Annotated in this window: 15 protein-coding genes and 1 pseudogene; 8 read left to right on the forward strand and 8 right to left on the reverse strand. The window is 73.5% G+C overall.

Annotated features, from left to right (window positions below; all coding sequences use genetic code 11):
* Window positions 1–89 precede the first annotated feature (89 nt).
* The 3 genes from ABT106_RS13210 to ABT106_RS13220 all read right to left on the reverse strand — a co-directional run bounded on the left by ABT106_RS13210 (window position 90) and on the right by ABT106_RS13220 (window position 3750).
* The gene (locus ABT106_RS13210; protein WP_351276074.1) at window positions 90–881 is read right to left on the reverse strand and encodes a 3-oxoacyl-ACP reductase; all 792 of its coding nucleotides are present in this window, start codon (window positions 879–881) and stop codon (window positions 90–92) included.
* 5 nt (window positions 882–886) lie between these two features.
* Window positions 887–2251 carry an aldehyde dehydrogenase family protein gene (locus ABT106_RS13215; protein WP_351276076.1) on the reverse strand — a complete coding sequence of 455 codons (1365 nt, stop codon included), beginning with the start codon at window positions 2249–2251 and terminating at the stop codon, window positions 887–889.
* 125 nt (window positions 2252–2376) lie between these two features.
* Window positions 2377–3750, reverse strand: coding sequence for a glutamine synthetase family protein (locus ABT106_RS13220; protein WP_351276078.1), 1374 nt, complete (start codon window positions 3748–3750; stop codon window positions 2377–2379).
* A 77-nt stretch (window positions 3751–3827) separates the two neighbouring features.
* On the opposite strand from ABT106_RS13220, the gene ABT106_RS13225 reads away from it, so the two are divergent.
* The 3 genes from ABT106_RS13225 to ABT106_RS13235 all read left to right on the forward strand — a co-directional run bounded on the left by ABT106_RS13225 (window position 3828) and on the right by ABT106_RS13235 (window position 6957).
* The gene (locus ABT106_RS13225) at window positions 3828–4574 is read left to right on the forward strand and encodes a FadR/GntR family transcriptional regulator (protein ID WP_351276080.1); all 747 of its coding nucleotides are present in this window, start codon (window positions 3828–3830) and stop codon (window positions 4572–4574) included.
* Window positions 4575–4714: 140 nt separating this feature from the next.
* Window positions 4715–6181 carry an ethanolamine permease gene (eat, locus tag ABT106_RS13230; protein ID WP_351276082.1) on the forward strand — a complete coding sequence of 489 codons (1467 nt, stop codon included), beginning with the start codon at window positions 4715–4717 and terminating at the stop codon, window positions 6179–6181.
* Window positions 6182–6231: 50 nt separating this feature from the next.
* Entirely contained in the window at window positions 6232–6957 is a 726-nt protein-coding gene (locus ABT106_RS13235; RefSeq protein WP_351276084.1) for a gamma-glutamyl-gamma-aminobutyrate hydrolase family protein, read from the forward strand.
* Window positions 6958–7061: 104 nt separating this feature from the next.
* On the opposite strand, the pseudogene ABT106_RS13240 reads toward ABT106_RS13235, so the two are convergent.
* Window positions 7062–7989 (reverse strand): annotated as a pseudogene (locus tag ABT106_RS13240) (LysR family transcriptional regulator).
* Window positions 7990–8059: 70 nt separating this feature from the next.
* Between ABT106_RS13240 and ABT106_RS13245 the strand changes: the two are divergent.
* Window positions 8060–9202, forward strand: coding sequence for a TDT family transporter (locus tag ABT106_RS13245; protein ID WP_502979342.1), 1143 nt, complete (start codon window positions 8060–8062; stop codon window positions 9200–9202).
* Here the strand turns inward: ABT106_RS13245 and ABT106_RS13250 are convergent.
* From ABT106_RS13250 to ABT106_RS13260, 3 genes are all read right to left on the reverse strand, one after another.
* The gene (locus ABT106_RS13250; protein WP_351276086.1) at window positions 9153–9803 is read right to left on the reverse strand and encodes a sigma-70 family RNA polymerase sigma factor; all 651 of its coding nucleotides are present in this window, start codon (window positions 9801–9803) and stop codon (window positions 9153–9155) included. The genes ABT106_RS13245 and ABT106_RS13250 overlap by 50 nt on opposite strands.
* 123 nt (window positions 9804–9926) lie before the next feature.
* Window positions 9927–10655: a helical backbone metal receptor gene (locus ABT106_RS13255; RefSeq protein ID WP_351276146.1), complete on the reverse strand. Its 729-nt coding sequence runs from the start codon at window positions 10653–10655 to the stop codon at window positions 9927–9929.
* Window positions 10652–11284: a helix-turn-helix domain-containing protein gene (locus ABT106_RS13260; protein WP_351276088.1), complete on the reverse strand. Its 633-nt coding sequence runs from the start codon at window positions 11282–11284 to the stop codon at window positions 10652–10654. The genes ABT106_RS13255 and ABT106_RS13260 overlap by 4 nt, the downstream gene beginning before the upstream one ends.
* Window positions 11285–11602: 318 nt before the next feature.
* On the opposite strand from ABT106_RS13260, the gene ABT106_RS13265 reads away from it, so the two are divergent.
* The 4 genes from ABT106_RS13265 (at window position 11603) to ABT106_RS13280 (ending at window position 16179) form a co-directional block, all read left to right on the forward strand.
* Window positions 11603–12508 carry a 5'-3' exonuclease gene (locus ABT106_RS13265; protein WP_351276148.1) on the forward strand — a complete coding sequence of 302 codons (906 nt, stop codon included), beginning with the start codon at window positions 11603–11605 and terminating at the stop codon, window positions 12506–12508.
* Between the two features lie 49 nt (window positions 12509–12557).
* Window positions 12558–13397: a siderophore-interacting protein gene (locus tag ABT106_RS13270; RefSeq protein WP_351276090.1), complete on the forward strand. Its 840-nt coding sequence runs from the start codon at window positions 12558–12560 to the stop codon at window positions 13395–13397.
* Window positions 13398–13606: 209 nt separating this feature from the next.
* On the forward strand, window positions 13607–15190 hold the full coding sequence (locus ABT106_RS13275; RefSeq protein ID WP_351276092.1) for a serine hydrolase: 1584 nt from the start codon (window positions 13607–13609) through the stop codon (window positions 15188–15190).
* Window positions 15191–15213: 23 nt separating this feature from the next.
* On the forward strand, window positions 15214–16179 hold the full coding sequence (locus tag ABT106_RS13280) for a pseudouridine synthase (RefSeq protein WP_351276094.1): 966 nt from the start codon (window positions 15214–15216) through the stop codon (window positions 16177–16179).
* A 10-nt stretch (window positions 16180–16189) separates the two neighbouring features.
* On the opposite strand, the gene ABT106_RS13285 is transcribed toward ABT106_RS13280, so the two are convergent.
* Window positions 16190–16876, reverse strand: a complete 687-nt coding sequence (locus tag ABT106_RS13285) for a TetR/AcrR family transcriptional regulator (RefSeq protein WP_351276096.1) — start codon at window positions 16874–16876, stop codon at window positions 16190–16192.
* Between the last annotated feature and the right edge of the window lie 189 nt (window positions 16877–17065).

A 17065-nucleotide genomic window follows, 5' to 3' on the forward strand; every position in this document is an offset into this window, starting at 1 on the left:
CAGCTCAATACGGGCTCCGACGTGCATGGTGTTCTCCTCCGTCAGATCAGGGACGTGAGCAGGGCGGCGGGTCCCGCCGGCCGGGCCGGCTACAGCGGGGTGACGTAGGCGCCGGAGATGCCCCCGTCGACGACGAAGTCGGCGGCGTTGACGAAGGAGGAGTCGTCGCTGGCGAGGAAGGCCACGGCGGCGGCGATCTCCTCGGCCTCGGCGAAGCGGCCGACGGGGATGTGGACGAGGCGGCGTGCGGCGCGCTCGGGGTCGCTGGCGAACAGCTCGCGCAGGAGCGGGGTGTTGACGGGCCCCGGGCACAGGGCGTTGACGCGGATGCCGTCGCGGGCGAACTGCACGCCGAGCTCGCGGGACATGGCCAGGACGCCGCCCTTGGAGGCGGTGTAGGAGATCTGCGAGGTGGCGGCGCCCATGAGGGCCACGAAGGACGCGGTGTTGATGATGGATCCGCGGCGCTGGGCCTGCATGTAGGGGAGGGCCGCCTTGCAGCACAGGTAGACGGACGTGAGGTTGACGTCCTGGACCCGCCTCCAGGCGTCGAGCTCGGTGAGCAGGATCGAGTCGTCGTCGGCGGGCGAGATGCCCGCGTTGTTGAAGGCGATGTCGACGGAGCCGTAGGTGTCGAAGGCCGTCTTGAAGAGGGCGTCGACCTGCTCCTTGTCGGTGACGTCCACCTGGACGAAGAGGCCGGCGACCTCTTCGGCGGCGGCCTTGCCCGCGACCGGGTCGATGTCGGCGCAGACGACGTTGGCGCCCTCGGACGCGAGCCTGCGGGCCGCGGCCAGTCCGATGCCGCTGCCGGCCCCGGTGATGACGGCGGTGCGGCCGACGAGGCGGCGGCAGATGATCTCTTCGGTGCGGTCGGTCATGGGGTTCAGGCCTCCGTGCTGATGAAGACGTTCTTGGTCTCGGTGAAAGCGGTGAGGGCTTCGGGTCCGAGCTCGCGGCCGAGTCCGGACTGCTTGTAGCCGCCGAAGGGGGTCGAGTAGCGGACGCTGGAGTGCGAGTTGACGGACAGGTTGCCCGCGGCGACGGCGCGCGAGACGCGCAGGGCGCGGCCGATGTCGCGGGTCCACAGGGAGCCGGAGAGGCCGTACTCGGTCGCGTTGGCCAGGCGTACGGCGTCCTCCTCGTCCTCGAAGGGCAGGACGACGGCGACCGGGCCGAAGACCTCCTCGGTGGCCACGGGCGCCGTGGGGCCGGCGCCGGTGACCAGGGTCGGCGGGTACCAGAAGCCGGGGCCTTCGGGGGCGGAGCCGCGGACCGTGGTGAGGTCGTCGGTGACGTAGGACCGGACCCGCTCCAGCTGCGCCCGCGAGATGAGCGGCCCCATCTGGGTCTTCTCGTCGGCCGGGTCGCCGACGACCACGCTCTCGATGCCGGGGGCGAGCAGTTCCAGGAACCGGTCGTAGGCGGAGCGCTGGACGAGGATGCGGGTACGGGCGCAGCAGTCCTGGCCGCTGTTGTCGAGGAAGGCCATCGGGGCGGCCGCGGCCGCCGCTTCGAGGTCGGCGTCGGCGAAGACGATGTTGGGGCTCTTGCCGCCGAGTTCGAGGGTCACCCGCTTCACCCGGTCGGCGCACTTGGCCATGATCTGCTTGCCGACACGGGTGGAACCGGTGAAGACGATCTTCGCGACACCGGGGTGTTCGACGAGCGCGTCGCCCGCGACGGCCCCGCGGCCGGGGAGCACCTGGAAGAGGTGCTCGGGGATCCCGGCCTCCAGGGCGAGTTCGGCGAGGCGCAGCGCCGTGAGCGGGGTGGTCTCGGCGGGCTTGAGGATGACGGCGTTGCCGGCGGCGAGCGCCGGGGCGAGGCCCCAGGCGGCGATCGGCATGGGGAAGTTCCAGGGGGCGATCACGCCGATGACGCCGAGGGGTTCGAGGAAGGTGACGTCGATGCCGCCGGCGACGGGGATCTGACGGCCGCAGAGCCGTTCCACTCCCCCGGCGGCGAAGTCGAGGAGGTCGCGTACGTTGCCGGCTTCCCAGCGGGCGTTGCCGATGGTGTGGCCGGCCTCGCGGACCTCGAGCAGGGCCAGTTCCCCGATGTGGCCGTCGACGACCGCGGCGAAGCGGCGCAGCAGCCGCGCCCGGTCGGCGGGAGCGGCCGCGGCCCAGTGGCGCTGGGCGACGGCCGCCCGGGCGACGGCGGCGTCGACGTCGTCCCGTGTGGCGGCCGGGATGGTGGCGACGGTTTCCTCGGTGGCCGGATTCAGGACTTCCAGCACATCGGACACGTGGAGCCTCACAGACTTTCGGATCGGTGGCGTCGGCGGATCGATGGCCTCGGCGGGTCGGCAGCGCCGCGGATCGGACGCGCCGCGGATCGGCAGCGCCGCGGCCGGGGCCGCGGGCCGGCGGACTACAGGCGTTCGAAGGAGCGGCGCAGTTCCCAGTCGGTCACGGCGGAGTCGAAGGCGTCGAGTTCGACCCGGGCCATGTTCCGGTAGTGGGCGACGACTTCCGGGCCGAACGCGGCCTTGGCGATCTCGCTGTTCTCCCAGAGCTCGGCGGCGTCGCGCAGCGTGGTGGGAACGTGCGCGTAGTCGCCGGTGTAGGCGTTTCCGGCGCACGCCTGCGGAAGTTCCAGCCGGTGCTCGATGCCGTACAGGCCGGCCGCGACCAGGCCCGCGACGGCGAGGTAGGGGTTGACATCCCCGCCGGGCAGGCGGTTCTCGAAGCGCATGGAGCGGCCGTGGCCGACCACGCGCAGGGCGCAGGTCCGGTTGTCCACGCCCCAGGCGACGGCGGTCGGTGCGAAGGATCCCGGCCGGAAACGCTTGTACGAATTGATGTTGGGGGCGTAGAGAAGGGAGAAGTCGCGCAGCGCGGCCAGCTGGCCGGCCAGGAAGTGGCGCATCACCGGTGACATTCCGCCGTGATCGTCCGGTCCGTCCCCTGCCATGGCGTTGCGTCCGTCGGAGTCGCCCAGCGAGAGGTGGATGTGACAGGAGTTGCCCTCGCGCTCGTCGTACTTGGCCATGAAGGTGAGCGAGACGCCTTCCTGGGCGGCGATCTCCTTCGCACCGGTCTTGTAGACGGCGTGCTGGTCGCAGGTGGTGAGCGCCTCGTCGTAGCGGAAGGCGATCTCGTGCTGCCCGAGGTTGCACTCCCCCTTGGCCGACTCGACCACCAGGCCCGCGGCCTGCATCTCGTTGCGGATGCGCCGCAGCAGCGGCTCGACGCGTCCGGTCCCGAGGACGGAATAGTCGATGTTGTACTGGTTGACGGGCGTCAGGTCCCGGTAGTTGGCGTTCCAGGCCTGTTCGTAGGTGTCCTGGAAGACCATGAACTCCAGCTCGGTGCCGACCATCGCGGTGTAGCCGTGCTCGGCGAGCCGCTCCAGCTGGCGGCGCAGGATCTGCCGGGGGGCGGCGACGACGGGCGTGCCGTCGCTCCAGGCGAGGTCGGCGACGAGGAAGGCGCTGCCGGGGTTCCAGGGGAGGCGGCGCAGGGTGGCGAGGTCGGGGTGCATGGCGAAGTCGCCGTAGCCCCGGTCCCAGGAGGACATCTCGTAGCCGTCGACCGTGTTCATCTCGGTGTCGACGGCGAGGAGGTAGTTGCAGCCCTCGGTGCCGTGCTCGAGGACCTCGTCGAGGAAGAACGGTGCGGCGAAGCGCTTCCCCTGGAGGCGCCCCTGCATGTCGGGGAAGGCCATGACGACGGTGTCGATCTCGCCGCTGGCGACGAGCGAGCGGAGCTCGTCGGGCGTCAGCGACGGCGTGCGGTCTACCACGGGAATCTCTCCTTCGGTGAGCCGAGAAGCCCTAAGGTATTGAATAGAACCATTGCTTGGGAAGGGGAGGGGACGAGATGACCGACACGGCGAGTGAGGGCGGAGCCGTCGCGCGGCTGAATCCCGTGCTGCGGCAGGTGCGGGCGGGCAACGGTTTCGAGGAGGCGCTGGAGCAGATCCTCCAGGTGGTCCGGCTCGGTCTGGTGCCGGGCGGCGAGCGGCTGCCGCCCGAACGCGAACTGGCCGAGCGGATGGGGATCAGCCGGGTCACGCTGCGCGAGGTGCTGAAGGTGCTCCAGGACCAGGGACTCGTGGAGGCCCGCCGGGGACGGTACGGCGGAACGTTCGTCCTGCCCCGCCCCGACACCCCGGCGGGCGGCACCGAGGAGGAGCTGCGGCGGCGCGTCGCGGGGGTGGACATCGAGGACGCCCTGCGGTTCCGCGAGGTCCTGGAGGTGGGCGCGGCCGGACTGTGCGCCGCGCACGGCCTGACCGAGGAGGGGACCGAGCGGCTGCTCGCCGCGCTGGCCGCGACGCACGACGCCCCGCTCGCCGACTACCGGCGCCAGGACACCCTCTTCCACCTGACCCTGTGCGAACTGGCCGGATCCGCCACCCTGACGGCCCAGTACGCGGCGGTCCGGGCCACCGTGAACGACCTGCTGGACTGCATCCCGCTGCTGGTGCGCAACCTGGAGCACTCGCAGCAGCAGCACACCGCGCTGGTGGAGTCGGTGCTCGAGCGGGACGCCGACCGGGCCCGCGCGACGATGCGCGAGCACTGCTGCGGCACCGCGGCCCTGCTGAGGGGGTTTCTGGCCTGATCCCGCGCTCGGGTGGCGTGTTCCCCGCGCCGGGGCGGGGAGGTATTCGTTACTTCCGTTTAACGCAGAGGTCTTGCGCACTCCACCCCACTGCGGCAAAGGTACGCCCCACAACCATTGCCCCGAGGTAGGAGCGCACGATGGCCGACGAGACGGGGACACGGCTGACAGCCGTGCCCGGACCCACCGATTCCCCCGAGGGCGACGACTATCTGAAGCGACGCACCCTGCGCCGCGGCAGCGCCGGCTGGCTCCTGCTCACCGGCCTCGGCGTCGCGTACGTCGTCTCCGGCGACTTCTCCGGCTGGAACCTCGGCCTGGACAAGGGCGGCTTCGGCGGTCTCGCCATCGCCACCGTCCTGATGGGCGCGATGTACGCGTGCCTGGTCTTCTCGCTCGCGGAGCTGTCCTCCATCCTCCCCACGGCGGGCGGCGGCTACGGCTTCGCCCGGCGCGCGCTGGGCCCCTGGGGCGGCTTCCTCACCGGTACCGCCATCCTCATCGAGTACATCCTCGCGCCGGCCGCGATCGTCATCTTCATCGGTGACTACGTCGAGTCCCTCGGCCTCTTCGGCCTCACATCCGGCTGGCCCGTCTACCTCGTCTGTTTCGCGGTCTTCATCGGCGTCCACCTCTGGGGGGTCGGGGAGGCGCTCCGCTTCAGCCTCGTCGTCACCGCCATCGCCGTCGCCGCGCTGCTGATCTTCGCGGTGGGCGCCCTCACCGAGTTCGACGCGGCCGGCCTCAACGACATCCCCGTCGACGCGGAGGCGTTCGGCTCGAACTCCTGGCTCCCGATGGGCCTGCTGGGCATCTGGGCCGCGTTCCCGTTCGGCATGTGGTTCTTCCTCGGGGTGGAAGGCGTGCCGCTGGCGGCCGAGGAGGCCAAGGACCCGGTCCGCTCCATGCCGAAGGCGCTGTCCATCTCCATGGGCATCCTCGCCGCCCTGGCGCTGATCACCTTCTTCGCCGCGACCGGCGCGCAGGGCTCCGAAGCGGTCCGGTCGGCCGGCAACCCGCTCGTCGTGGCCCTGGAGGGGGACGGGGGCCCCACCGCGCTCAGCCGCTTCGTCAACTACGCGGGCCTCGCCGGCCTGGTGGCCTCGTTCTTCTCGCTGATCTACGCGGGCTCGCGCCAGCTCTTCGCCCTGTCCCGGGCCGGGTACCTGCCGCGCTTCCTCTCCCTCACCTCGCGGCGCAAGGCCCCGTACCTGGGCCTCGTCATCCCCGGAGTGATCGGCTTCGCCCTGGCCGCGGCCACCGGCGACGGCGCCCGCATGCTCAACATCGCGGTGTTCGGCGCGACCATCTCCTACGCCCTGATGGCGCTCTCCCACATCGTGCTGCGGCGCCGGGAACCCGGACTGGAGCGCCCGTACCGCACGCCCGGCGGGATCGTGACCTCCTCGGTGGCCTTCGCCCTGGCCCTCTCGGCCCTGGTCGCCACCTTCCTCGTGGACAAGGACGCGGCGTTCATCGCGCTGGGCGTGTACGCCGTCGCCCTCGCCTACTTCGCCTTCTACAGCCGGCACCGCCTGGTCGCCTCGGCGCCCGAGGAGGAGTTCGCCGCCCTCGCCGAAGCGGAGGCGGAACTCGCGCGCGACTGAAATCCTGGCCCCTGACCGACGCCATCACTCCCGTCCCGGAGGTAGAGAACGTGCCCAGGCCGCTCATCGGCATCAGCACCTACGTGGAGGAGTCCACCCGCTACGGCGTGTGGGACCTCCCGACGTCCCTGGTCCCCTCCGGGTACTACGAACTCGTCCAGGCGGCGGGCGGCGCGGCCGTGCTGCTCCCGCCGGACGAGCCCGGAAGGGCCGCGGAGGTGCTGGGCCGGATGGACGGCCTGGTCGTCGCGGGCGGTCCGGACCTGGACCCGGTCCACTACGGCGCCGTCCGCGACCCCCGTACGGGCGCCCCGGCGACGGTCCGCGACCGGTGGGAGCTGGCCCTGCTGGACGCCGCGCTGGCGGCGGGCCTGCCCCTGCTCGGCATCTGCCGGGGCATGCAGGCGCTGAACGTGGCCCTGGGCGGCACCCTCGTCCAGCACATCGAGGGTCACGTCGGCGCCCCGGGAGTGATGTCCCGGCACCCGGTACGCCCGGTGCCGGGCACCCGGTACGCGGCCGCCGTCCCGGAGGAGGCGCGGGTGCCGACGTACCACCATCAGGCCGTCGACCGGCTGGGCCGGGGCCTGGTCGTCTCGGCCGACGCGGTGGACGGCACGGTGGAGGCGATCGAGCTCCCCGGCCCGGACCACTGGGTGCTGGGCGTGCAGTGGCACCCCGAACGGGACCGGGACACCCGCGTGATGGCCGCCCTGGTCGAGGCCGCGGCGGCCCGCGCCGCCCTCCGTACGCCGGACCGCGTCCCGGTGGCGTAACGGGTCCCGCGGCGCCCGGCCGGGGCGCCCTGCCGAAACCGCACGACCGGGGGCGCACCTCCGCGGCGCCCGGCCCCCCAGGCCGGCCGCACGGCCCGACGCGCCTACGGAGCCGGGCGCCGGGTCAGCGACAGGAGGTCCCGCGCAGGTCCCGCCGGGCGGGAGCCCGTGGGCCACACCGCCCGCAGCGCGCGGTCCAGCGGCGCCCCGGCCACCGGTACCTCCACCAGCCGGCGTGCCGCGAGCTCGTCCCCCACCGCCAGCTCCGACAGCACGCACGGTCCGGCCCCGCTCAGCGCCGCAGCCTTCAGCGCCCGTGGTCGAGGCCAGCTCCAGCAGCGGCTCCACGAGCCCCCCGCACGCGGCCAGGGCGGCGTCCAGTACCTGCCGCGTTCCCGACCCCCGCTCGCGCAGGATCAGCGGGGCCGAGGCGAGTTCGGCCGCCGTCACGCCCTTCGAGCGCCGGGCCCACGCGTGGCCCGGCGCCACCACGACCACGAGGCGGTCCTGCGCGATCACCGCCGAGTCCAGCCCCTCGGGCACGGTGAGCCCCTCCACGAAGCCGAGGTCCGCCTCGTGCGCGAGGACCCGCCCGGCGACCACCGCCGAGTTCCCGGCGTGCAGGGACACCGCCGTGTCCGGCCGCTGCCCGCGCAGCGCGATCAGCCACCCCGGCAACAGGTACTCCGCGATGGTCATGCTGGCCGCCACCCGCAGCCGCGAGTCCCGCCGGCCGCGCAGCGCCTGCGCCCCCGCGTCGAAGACCTCCGCGGCCTCCACGACCCGCCGGGCCCAGTCCGTGACCAGTGCGCCTTCCGCCGTCAGCGTCGAGCCGCGCGGCGACCGGTCCACGAGGGCCACGCCCAGCCGCGTCTCCATCGCCCGGATGCGGCTGCTGGCCGCGGGCTGCGTGATGCCCAGCCGCCGGGCCGCGCCGCTCAGGCTGCCGACCCGCGCGACCTCGAGCAGCAGTTCCATCGCGCCCAGATCCGGCACCCGGTGCGCCAGCGGAACCCACTCCTCATTACCCATAACATCAGCTTATGGCCTCATAGGAACATGCCCTCTGCCGACCGGTCCCCGCCCGCCGGACCCTGGGGTCATGGCCACCACCCTCGCGCTCACCCGCTCCACCCCCTCCGCGGCGACCGCCCCCCGGGCCCACAAGGCCCTGCGGCACCTCGGACCGAACTGGTACGCCTCCGTGATGGGCACGGCGATCATCGCCAACGCCGGCGCGACCCTCCCGTATCAGCTCCCCGGCCAGCGCGTGGCCTGCCAGCTCGTCTGGGCGCTGTCCGCCGCCGCCCTCGCGGTACTGCTCACGGCCCGGGCCGGGCACTGGATCCACCACCGCGACCAGGCCCGCGCCCACCTCCTCGACCCCGCGGTCGCCCCGTTCTACGGCTGTCTGTCCATGGCCCTGCTGGCCGTCGGCGGCGGCACCCTCATCGTCGGCAAGGACCTCATCGGCCTGGACGCGGCGGTCGCCGTGGACGCCGTGCTGTTCACCGCCGGCACCGCGATCGGCCTGCTGATGGCCGTGGTGGTCCCGTACCTGATGGTGGTGCGCCACAGGGTCGAGGCCGCGCAGGCCACGCCCGTCTGGCTGCTCCCCCTGGTCGCCCCGATGGTCTCCGCGGCGCTCGGGCCCCTGCTCGTCCCCCACCTGCCCGTCGGGCAGGCCCGCGAGGCGATGCTGCTGGCCTGCTACGCCCTGTTCGGCGTCAGCCTGCTGGCCACCCTGCTGATGCTCCCCCTGATCTTCGGCCGGCTGATCGTCAGCGGCCCGCTGCCGCTGCTCCTCACGCCGACCCTGTTCCTGGTCCTGGGCCCCCTCGGCCAGTCCACCACCGCCGTGAACCAGCTCGCCGACGTGGCACCCGGGGCGATCGGCGCCCCGTACGCGGAGGGCCTCACCGCCTTCGCGGTCGTGTACGGGGTCCCCGTGATGGGGTTCGCGCTGCTGTGGCTGGCCCTCGCCGCGGCCATGCTGGTGCGCGCGGCCCGGCGCGGGATGGGCTTCTCCATGACCTGGTGGGCACTGACGTTCCCCGTGGGCACCTGCGTCACCGGCGCCGCCGGGCTGGCCCGCCACACCGGGCTGACCGCCTTCGCCTGGCTGGCCGCGGTCCTCTTCGCCGGCCTGCTGACGGCCTGGCTGCTCGCGGCCGCCCACACCCTGCGCGGCCTGTTCACCGGCCGGCTGCCGGCGGGCCCTGCCGGTCCCGCCCCCCGGGTGTGAGCAGGTCGCGCTGGATCCGGCGGGCCAGGGCGCGGCGTACGGACGCCGATCCGGCCGGGGGCGGTGTGCCCGGGTCCGCCGCGGAGGGGACGTCGAGACCGCGGCTGATCGCGTCGTAGGTGTCCCGGCAGCCGCCGGGCAGCTCCCCGGGACGGCGCCTCAGGTCCTCCTCGACGAGGCGCCGCAGCGCGTCGACGTTCCGGGGCGTGAAGCGCTCGCGGCCCCGCAGGAGCGCGTCGACGAGGCGGGTGCAGCGGGCTCCGCCGTCGAACGTCTCGGAGATCTCCTCGGCAAGGCCCCAGAGGCGGCCTTCGAGCCAGGGGCCGTCGCGCTGGTCGAGCGAGAGCCCCGGCGGGGGCGGCGGTTCGCCTGCCCTGTCCTTCGCGACCTGCTTGGACACCGCGGGCTGACTCATGCCGGTCAGCCGGGCGATCCTGTCCTGGGTCCAGCCGAGGCCGACGAACAACTGGATCATCTCGCCGCGCAGCCGGCGCATCTCCTCACCCGCGCGGATGACCTCGTTCATCTCGGCGAGCATCCGCCCGGCCTGTTCCTCGGTCAGCTCCCCGGGGTCCCGGGGCGCGTCCTCTTCGCCTGTCATGGCTCGGTTATACACCCGCGCACCGTCACGGCACCGGCGACCATAACCAGGTTGTACAACCTGGTTATGAATGACGGGGCCAGCGACGTCCCACCCTCGCCGGGGAGTTCGGTCAGGGGCCGGTCAGCGCGCCGCGCGCAGGGCCTGCGCCAGGACCACCGGGGCTTGCGCCAGCGAGGGCCCGTACCAGGTCAGGTGCCGTCCGGAGACGAGCGCGGCGGCCAGCCCCGGGAAGGCATCCGGCCCGTCCCCGGCCGTGAAGCGGTACGGCTCGTCCGGGAGCACCACCAGATCGCAGCCGGCGCCCGCCAGCTCCTCCACCGGGATCCGCGGGTAGCGCTCCGCGTGCCCGGCGTACGCGTTGCGCACCCCCAGGCGGGCCAGCACGTCCCCCGCGAAGGTGTCGCGGCCGAGCACCATCCACGGCCGTCGCCACACCGGCACGAAGGCCGTCAGGGGCTCCCCCGGCTCCACCCGGGCCCAGGCCGACTCGGCTTCCGCCAGCCACCCCGGCCGCTTCAGCCCCAGCACCCCCACCAGCAACCGGTCCAGCTCCCGCAGCGCCTGCGGCAGGTCCCGTACCTCGGTGACCAGTACCTCCAGGCCCGCCGCGCGCAGCGCCGCCAGGTCGGGGGCCCGGTTCTCCTCCTCGTTGGCGATCACCAGGTCGGGGCGCAGCTCCGCGATCCGCCGCACGTCGGGGTTCTTCGTCCCGCCGATCCGCACCGCGTCCCCGAGGTCCGCGGGGTGCGTGCACCAGTCCGTGACCCCCACCAGCAGGCCCGGCGCGCTCACCGCGACCGCCTCGGTCAGCGACGGCACCAGCGACACGACCCGGCGCACGGCGCTCAGCACCCCGGGGACGGCGGCTCGGACGTGGCGTGGATGTGCTCGCCCACCGCGACGACCAGGATCCGCGTGTCCTCGGTGACGGCCCGCCAGCGGTGCCGCACACCACCGGACAGGAACAGCGCGTCCCCGCTCTCCAGCCGGTACGCCCGCCCCTCGGCCTCCACCTGGCAGGCGCCCGCGACCACGTACATCAGCTCGTCGTTGCGGTGCTGGTACTCCCGGCCGGCGTCCTGGTCCCCGGTGAACTCCAGGGCGTGCAGCTGGTGGTGGCCGCGCACGAGAGGCCGCACCCCGGGCACGGGGGTGAGGGAGGATTCGTCACCGGCCCGTACGAGGTCGACCGTGCGGGCCGTGTCGGAGGCGGCCAGCAGTTCGACGGCCGTGGTCTCCAGGGCGTCCGCGACCCGCTCCAGGGAACGCATGCTGGGGCGGGCCCGCTCGTTCTCTATCTGGCTGAGGAAGGGGACGGACAGACCGCTGCGCGCCGATACGGCGGCCAGCGTCAGCTGGAGCGCGCGGCGGCGCTTGCGCACGGCCACGCCCACCCGGAGCGGCTCTTTGCCGTCCTTGTCCTTGCCCTTGTCGTCCCTGCCATCCGGCGTGCCGTCCGTGCCGTCCCTGTCGTTCATGTCGGGGCTGCCCTCCCCTTGTCCGTCGCACATCGGTGTGCTGTAAGCACCTTACGCAGCAACCGCCTCCGGTTTCGCGTGCACGAGCGCACTGGCCCCCCGCCGCCGGTGATCATCCGTCCCCGCCCGGTCACCTTCCGTGGCCGTCCGCGGCCCGCCACCGTACGCGGCCGCCCTGGAGGATGACCGGGCTCCCGCCGGAGCGGACCGCCGGCCGGGCGGCGGGTGGGCGGCGGGTGGCGCGCGGTCCGTGCCGGCACCCCGGCTGCCGGGCCCCCGCGTTGCGGCATCATCGTCTGCGTGACGACACGACGCCTGATGCTCCTGGACACCGCCTCCCTCTACTACCGCGCGTACTTCGGCGTACCGGACTCCGTGAAGGCCCCCGACGGCACCCCGGTCAACGCCGTGCGCGGCCTGCTCGACTTCATCGGCCGCCTCGTCCAGGACCACCGCCCGGACGACCTGGTGGCCTGCATGGACGCCGACTGGCGACCGCACTGGCGGGTGGAGCTGATCCCGTCGTACAAGGCCCACCGCGTCGCCCGCGAGACCGAGAGCGGTCCGGACGTCGAGGAGACCCCCGACACCCTCGCCCCGCAGGTGCCGATCATCGAGGCGGCGCTCGACGCGTTCGGCATCGCCCGCGTGGGCGTCGCAGGGTACGAGGCGGACGATGTGATCGGCACCCTCACCGCCCGCGCGACCGGCCCGGTGGACATCGTCACCGGCGACCGGGACCTCTACCAGCTGGTGGACGACGCCAGGCAGCGGCGCGTGCTGTACCCCCTGAAGGGCGTGGGCACCCTCCAGATCACCGACGAGGCGTGGCTGCGCGAGAAGTACGGGGTGGACGGCCCCGGTTACGCGGACCTGGCGCTGCTGCGCGGGGACCCCAGCGACGGCCTGCCCGGCGTCCCCGGCATCGGCGAGAAGACGGCGGCGAAGCTGCTCGACGCGTACGGCTCGCTGGCCGGGATCATCGCCGCGATCGACGACCCGAAGGCGAAGCTGACCCCCACCCAGCGCAGGCGTCTGGACGAATCGCGGCCGTACCTGGCCGTGGCCCCGAAGGTGGTCCAGGTCGCCGGGGACGTGCCGATCCCGCAGTTCAACCCGGCCCTCCCGTCACTCCCGTCCAACCCGGACGTGGTCGACGCGCTCGCCCATCGGTGGGGTCTGGGTGGTGCCGTGTCGCGGCTGACGGGCGCGTTGCGTACCTGAGGTGCTAACTTAGGTAATCCTAAGTTTCAGGGGAGTCAGGGGAGACACCGTGGCAGAAGGACGCGCCCGCGCAGTCGGCACCGCCGTCGTCGTACGCACCGAACGGCTCACGCCGCACATGGTGCGGATCGTGCTGGGCGGTGAGGGTCTGGCCGGTTTCGGCGCGGGCACGTGCACCGACCACTACGTCAAAATCCTGTTCCCGCCGCAGGGGGTCACCTACCCCGCGCCGTGGGACCTGGAGCGGATCCGCGCCGACTTTCCGCGTGCGCAGTGGCCGCGCCAGCGCGCGTACACCGTACGGGCCTGGGACCCGGCCCAGCTGGAGCTGACCCTCGACTTCGTCGTCCACGGCGACGAGGGCCTGGCCGGCCCCTGGGCGGCGCGCGTCCAGCCGGGCGAGCTCGTACGCTTCCTCGGCCCGGGCGGGGCGTACGCCCCGGACCCGACGGCCGGCTGGCACCTGCTGGTGGGCGACGAGAGCGCCCTGCCGGCCATCGCCGCGGCGATGGAACGGATGCCGGCGGGTGCGCGGGTGCACGCGTTCGTGGAGATCGAGGGCCCGCGCGACGAGCAGAAGGTCGCCACCCCGGACGGGGTCGTCCCGGTCTGGCTGCACCGCGGCGACCGCCCGATCGGCGAGGCGCTGGTGGAGGCGGTCACCTCCCTGGAGTTCCCGTCCAAGGACGTGCACGCCTTCGTCCACGGCGAGGCGGGCTTCGTCAAGGAGCTGCGCCGCCACCTCCGCCTGGAGCGGGGCGTGCCGCGCGAGCGGCTGTCGATCTCGGGCTACTGGCGCCTGGGCGAGACGGACGAGGGCTGGCGCGCGATCAAGCGCGACTGGAACGCCGCGGTGGAAGCCGAACAAGACCACGCCACAGCCGCCTGACCCCACGGCCCCGCCAACTCCAGCCCCGCCGGCGATCGAGGCGCGGGGCCCGGGGCAGAGCCCCGCAACCCAGCCGCACCACGCCACCAACACCGGCACCGGGACCGGCACGCGCCCCGGGACCCGGGACCCGGGGCCCGGCCCGCCCAGCCGCCGCCAGGCCCCGGCTCCCCGCGCGCGTTCACCCGTACGGCGGGACAATGGGCCGCATGCGTACGCTCCGCGCACTCGGTTCGGCCGGCGCCGCGATCCTCCTGACCGCGACGGGAACGGCGGCGGCCCCGGCAGCCACCACAACCCCGCCGGCCACGGCAACGGCACCCACCGCCCCCAGTCCACCCCCGGCCCCGAAGCCCCAGATCACCGACGCGCGGGTCGCCCAGGCCGTCGCCCGCCTCGACCGCACCGTCGAGGACATGATGCGCCGCACCGGCGTCCCCGGAGCCTCCGTGGCCGTCGTCCACCACGACAAGGTGATCCACCTCAAGGGCTACGGCATCCGCCGCGTCGGCGAGCCCGCCACCGTCGACCCGGACACCGTCTTCCAGATCGCCTCGCTCTCCAAGCCGGTCTCCTCCACCGTCGTGGCCGGCACCCTCACCGCCCCCGACGGATGGGACCGCCGCACCGACCTCCCCGGGTTCTCCCTCAAGGACCCCTGGGTCACCGGCCACGTCACCACCGCCGACCTGTTCTCCCACCGCAGCGGCCTTCCCGACCACGCCGGCGACCTCCTCGAAGACCTCGGCTACGACCGGTCGTACATCCTCGACCACCTCCGGCTGGAACCCCTCACCCCGTTCCGCGCGAGCTACGCCTACACCAACTTCGGCTTCACCGCCGCCGCCGAGGCCGTCGCCCGCGCCAAGGGCACCAGCTGGCAGAAGCTCAGCCAGGACACCCTGTTCAAGCCCGCCGGCATGACCCGCACCAGTACCGAGTTCTCCGCCTTCGCGAACGCCCCCGACCGTGCCGCCACCCACGTCGAGAACCCCGACGGCACGTGGAGCCCCCGGTACGTCCGCGACCCCGACGCCCAGGCCCCCGCCGGAGGCGTCAGCTCCACCGGCCGTGACATGTCCCGCTGGCTCCGCCTCCAGCTCGCCGGCGGCACCCTCGACGGGAAGCGGATCGTCCCGGCCGACACCCTCGCCCGCACCCATGTGCCCGCGATCGTGTCGCAGCCGCCCTCCGGCCCCAGCGCCCGCACCGGGTTCTACGGCCTCGGCTGGAACGTCTCGTACGACGACGCCGGCCGGCTGCGCCTGAGTCACTCCGGGGCCTTCGAACTCGGCGCGAACACCAACGTGACGATGCTCCCGCTGGAGCAGCTGGGCATCATCGTCCTGACGAACGGCGCCCCCGTGGGCCTCGCCGACGCCGTCGCCCTCGACTTCTTCGACTTCGCCGAGCACGGCGAGGTCTCCACCGACTGGCTCGAACTGGCCGGCGCGCTCTACGCGCAGATCAACGACGCGGGCCGCTCCCCCACCGACTACGCCCGCCCGCCCGCGGACGCCGCACCGGCCGGGGACTCCGGCGCGTACACCGGGACGTACGACAATCCGTACTACGGCCCGCTCACCGTCACCGCCGACGACAAGGGCGCCCTCACCCTGGCCCTCGGTCCGAAGCCGCTGCGGTTCCCCCTGACCCACTACGACGGGGACGTCTTCAGCTTCGAGACCGCCGGCGAGAACGCGGTGGGCCGCACCGGGGTGACCTTCGCCGACGGCACCGTCCGCGTCGAGTACCTCGACGCCACCGGCCTGGGCACCTTCACCGAGCGGTAGCGGCGCCGCATAGCCTGTCCCCGATGACCCGCAGAGCCCAGGCACCCCCCTCACCCCTCCCGCAGCGCTCCGGCATCGACCCGGTCCGGCTGCGCTTGCCGCCCGACCCGGACGGGACGTGGCCCGACCTCGGGGAGTACCTCACCGCCCGGTACGCGGCCGGCGCCGGCGCGCAGGCCGTACTGCGCCTCCTGACCACCGGCGGCATCGTCGACCGGGACGGCCGGGTGCGCCGCGCCGGGGACCCGTACGAGCCGGGCGCCTACCTGTGGTTCCACCGCGACCTGCCGCACGAGCCGGTGGTGCCGTTCCCGATCCGTGTCCTGCACCGCGACCCGCACCTGCTCGTCGTGGACAAGCCGCACTTCCTGGCCACCACCCCGCGCGGCAGCCACGTCACCCAGAGCGCCCTGGCCCGGCTCCGCGAGGAGCTGGACCTGCCCGGACTCAGCCCGGCCCACCGGCTGGACCGGCTGACCGCGGGGCTGGTGATGTTCAGCGTCCGGCCCGCCGACCGCGGCGCGTACCAGCTCCTCTTCCAGAACCGCCACGTGCACAAGGAGTACGAGGCCCTCGCGGCCCACGACCCCACCGTCGAGTTCCCCCGCACGGTCCGCAGCCGGATCGAGAAGACCCGCGGGGTCATCGCGGCCGCCGAGGTCCCGGACGGCGTCCCGAACGCCGAGAGCCGCATCGAGCTGACCGGGGCCGCGGGCGGGCTGGGCCGCTACCGGCTGACCCCGTACACGGGCCGGACGCACCAGCTGCGTGTGCACATGAACAGCCTGGGCCTGCCGATCCTCGGGGACCCCGTGTACCCCGAAGTCACCGACCCGGCGCCGGACGACTACCGGCGCCCCCTGCAACTCCTGGCTCGCGTACTGGAGTTCACCGACCCGGTCACGGGCGAAGCCCACCGCTTCGAGAGCACCCGCACCCTCCGGGCCTGGCACGACCGCCCGTCCTGGGAAACCGGGGACACCCCCTAGGGTCACGGCGTCAGGAAGACGCCGCCCCGGCCTGCCCGCGCCCCGCCCCGACGCCCGCGATGCGCAGCGCCGCGTCGGCGGTGGCCTCGGCGAAGACCGCCACCGGCACCGGCCGCACCGGGGCGGCCCGGTGGATCAGCATGACGCCCTCGATCAGGCCGAAGACCAGGTCGTTGCGGAGCGCCAGCCCGGCCCGGTCCCCGGCCAGTTCGGCCCCCGCGCAGGTACCGCCGAGCAACTCCCGGTAGGCGTCCCGCAGTTCCCCGCGCATCCGGTGGAACCGGGCCAGGCGCGCACCCCCCACCTCGGGCAGCAGGTAGAGCGCGCCCAGGTGGTACGGTCCCCCGCACAGCTGCAGGACCTCGGATCGGCACAGCTCCCACAGCCGCCGTGCGGCGGGCCGGCCGGTGTCGGCGAGGAGTTGCCGGGCCAGCAGCAGCGAGGGCGCGACGGTGGATTCGAGGAGTTCGGCGAGCAGTTCCTCCTTGCCGCCGAAGTAGTGGTACATCGTGGCCTGGCGCATCCCGGCCCGCTCGGCGACCGCCCGCGTCGTGGTGGCCGCGTACCCCTGGACGGTGAACAGTTCGGCCGCCGCGCGGAGGAGTTCCTCGCGCGGCGGGTGGCCGCTCTGCGGTCTCAGCCGGTCGGCGCGCGGCCGACCGACCCGTCTCGGACCTTCGTCCGCTGCCCCACTCATGGGCCGATCGTCGCACAGCGCACGCCGGATCGATCATGGCAAGAGATCAGATCAGGCCAGCCCCGCTCTCGGAGGAATCCCCAAAAGCGCCTGGTGGGGGGGCGACAATAAGGGCACGCCCCCGCGAGGGGACAATACTGGGCGGTAAGACCGCCGCGCACGTTGCGCCAAGACCCCGCCGGACTAGCC

This window comes from Streptomyces sp. NPDC002044, from assembly GCF_040296725.1.
In the GTDB taxonomy this organism is placed as follows: Bacteria; Actinomycetota; Actinomycetes; order Streptomycetales; family Streptomycetaceae; genus Streptomyces; species Streptomyces antarcticus.

Bases quoted from the DNA above. Each gene is read 5' to 3' on its own strand.
- ABT106_RS13210 (WP_351276074.1), bottom strand. From the start codon at position 881: ATGACCGACCGCACCGAAGAGATCATCTGCCGCCGCCTCGTCGGCCGC.
- ABT106_RS13225 (WP_351276080.1), top strand. From the start codon at position 3,828: ATGACCGACACGGCGAGTGAGGGCGGAGCCGTCGCGCGGCTGAATCCC.
- eat (WP_351276082.1), top strand. From the start codon at position 4,715: ATGGCCGACGAGACGGGGACACGGCTGACAGCCGTGCCCGGACCCACC.
- ABT106_RS13245 (WP_502979342.1), top strand. From the start codon at position 8,060: ATGGCCACCACCCTCGCGCTCACCCGCTCCACCCCCTCCGCGGCGACC.
- ABT106_RS13250 (WP_351276086.1), bottom strand. From the start codon at position 9,803: ATGACAGGCGAAGAGGACGCGCCCCGGGACCCCGGGGAGCTGACCGAG.
- ABT106_RS13260 (WP_351276088.1), bottom strand. From the start codon at position 11,284: ATGAACGACAGGGACGGCACGGACGGCACGCCGGATGGCAGGGACGAC.
- ABT106_RS13265 (WP_351276148.1), top strand. From the start codon at position 11,603: ATGCTCCTGGACACCGCCTCCCTCTACTACCGCGCGTACTTCGGCGTA.
- ABT106_RS13275 (WP_351276092.1), top strand. From the start codon at position 13,607: ATGCGTACGCTCCGCGCACTCGGTTCGGCCGGCGCCGCGATCCTCCTG.
- ABT106_RS13280 (WP_351276094.1), top strand. From the start codon at position 15,214: ATGACCCGCAGAGCCCAGGCACCCCCCTCACCCCTCCCGCAGCGCTCC.
- ABT106_RS13285 (WP_351276096.1), bottom strand. From the start codon at position 16,876: ATGAGTGGGGCAGCGGACGAAGGTCCGAGACGGGTCGGTCGGCCGCGC.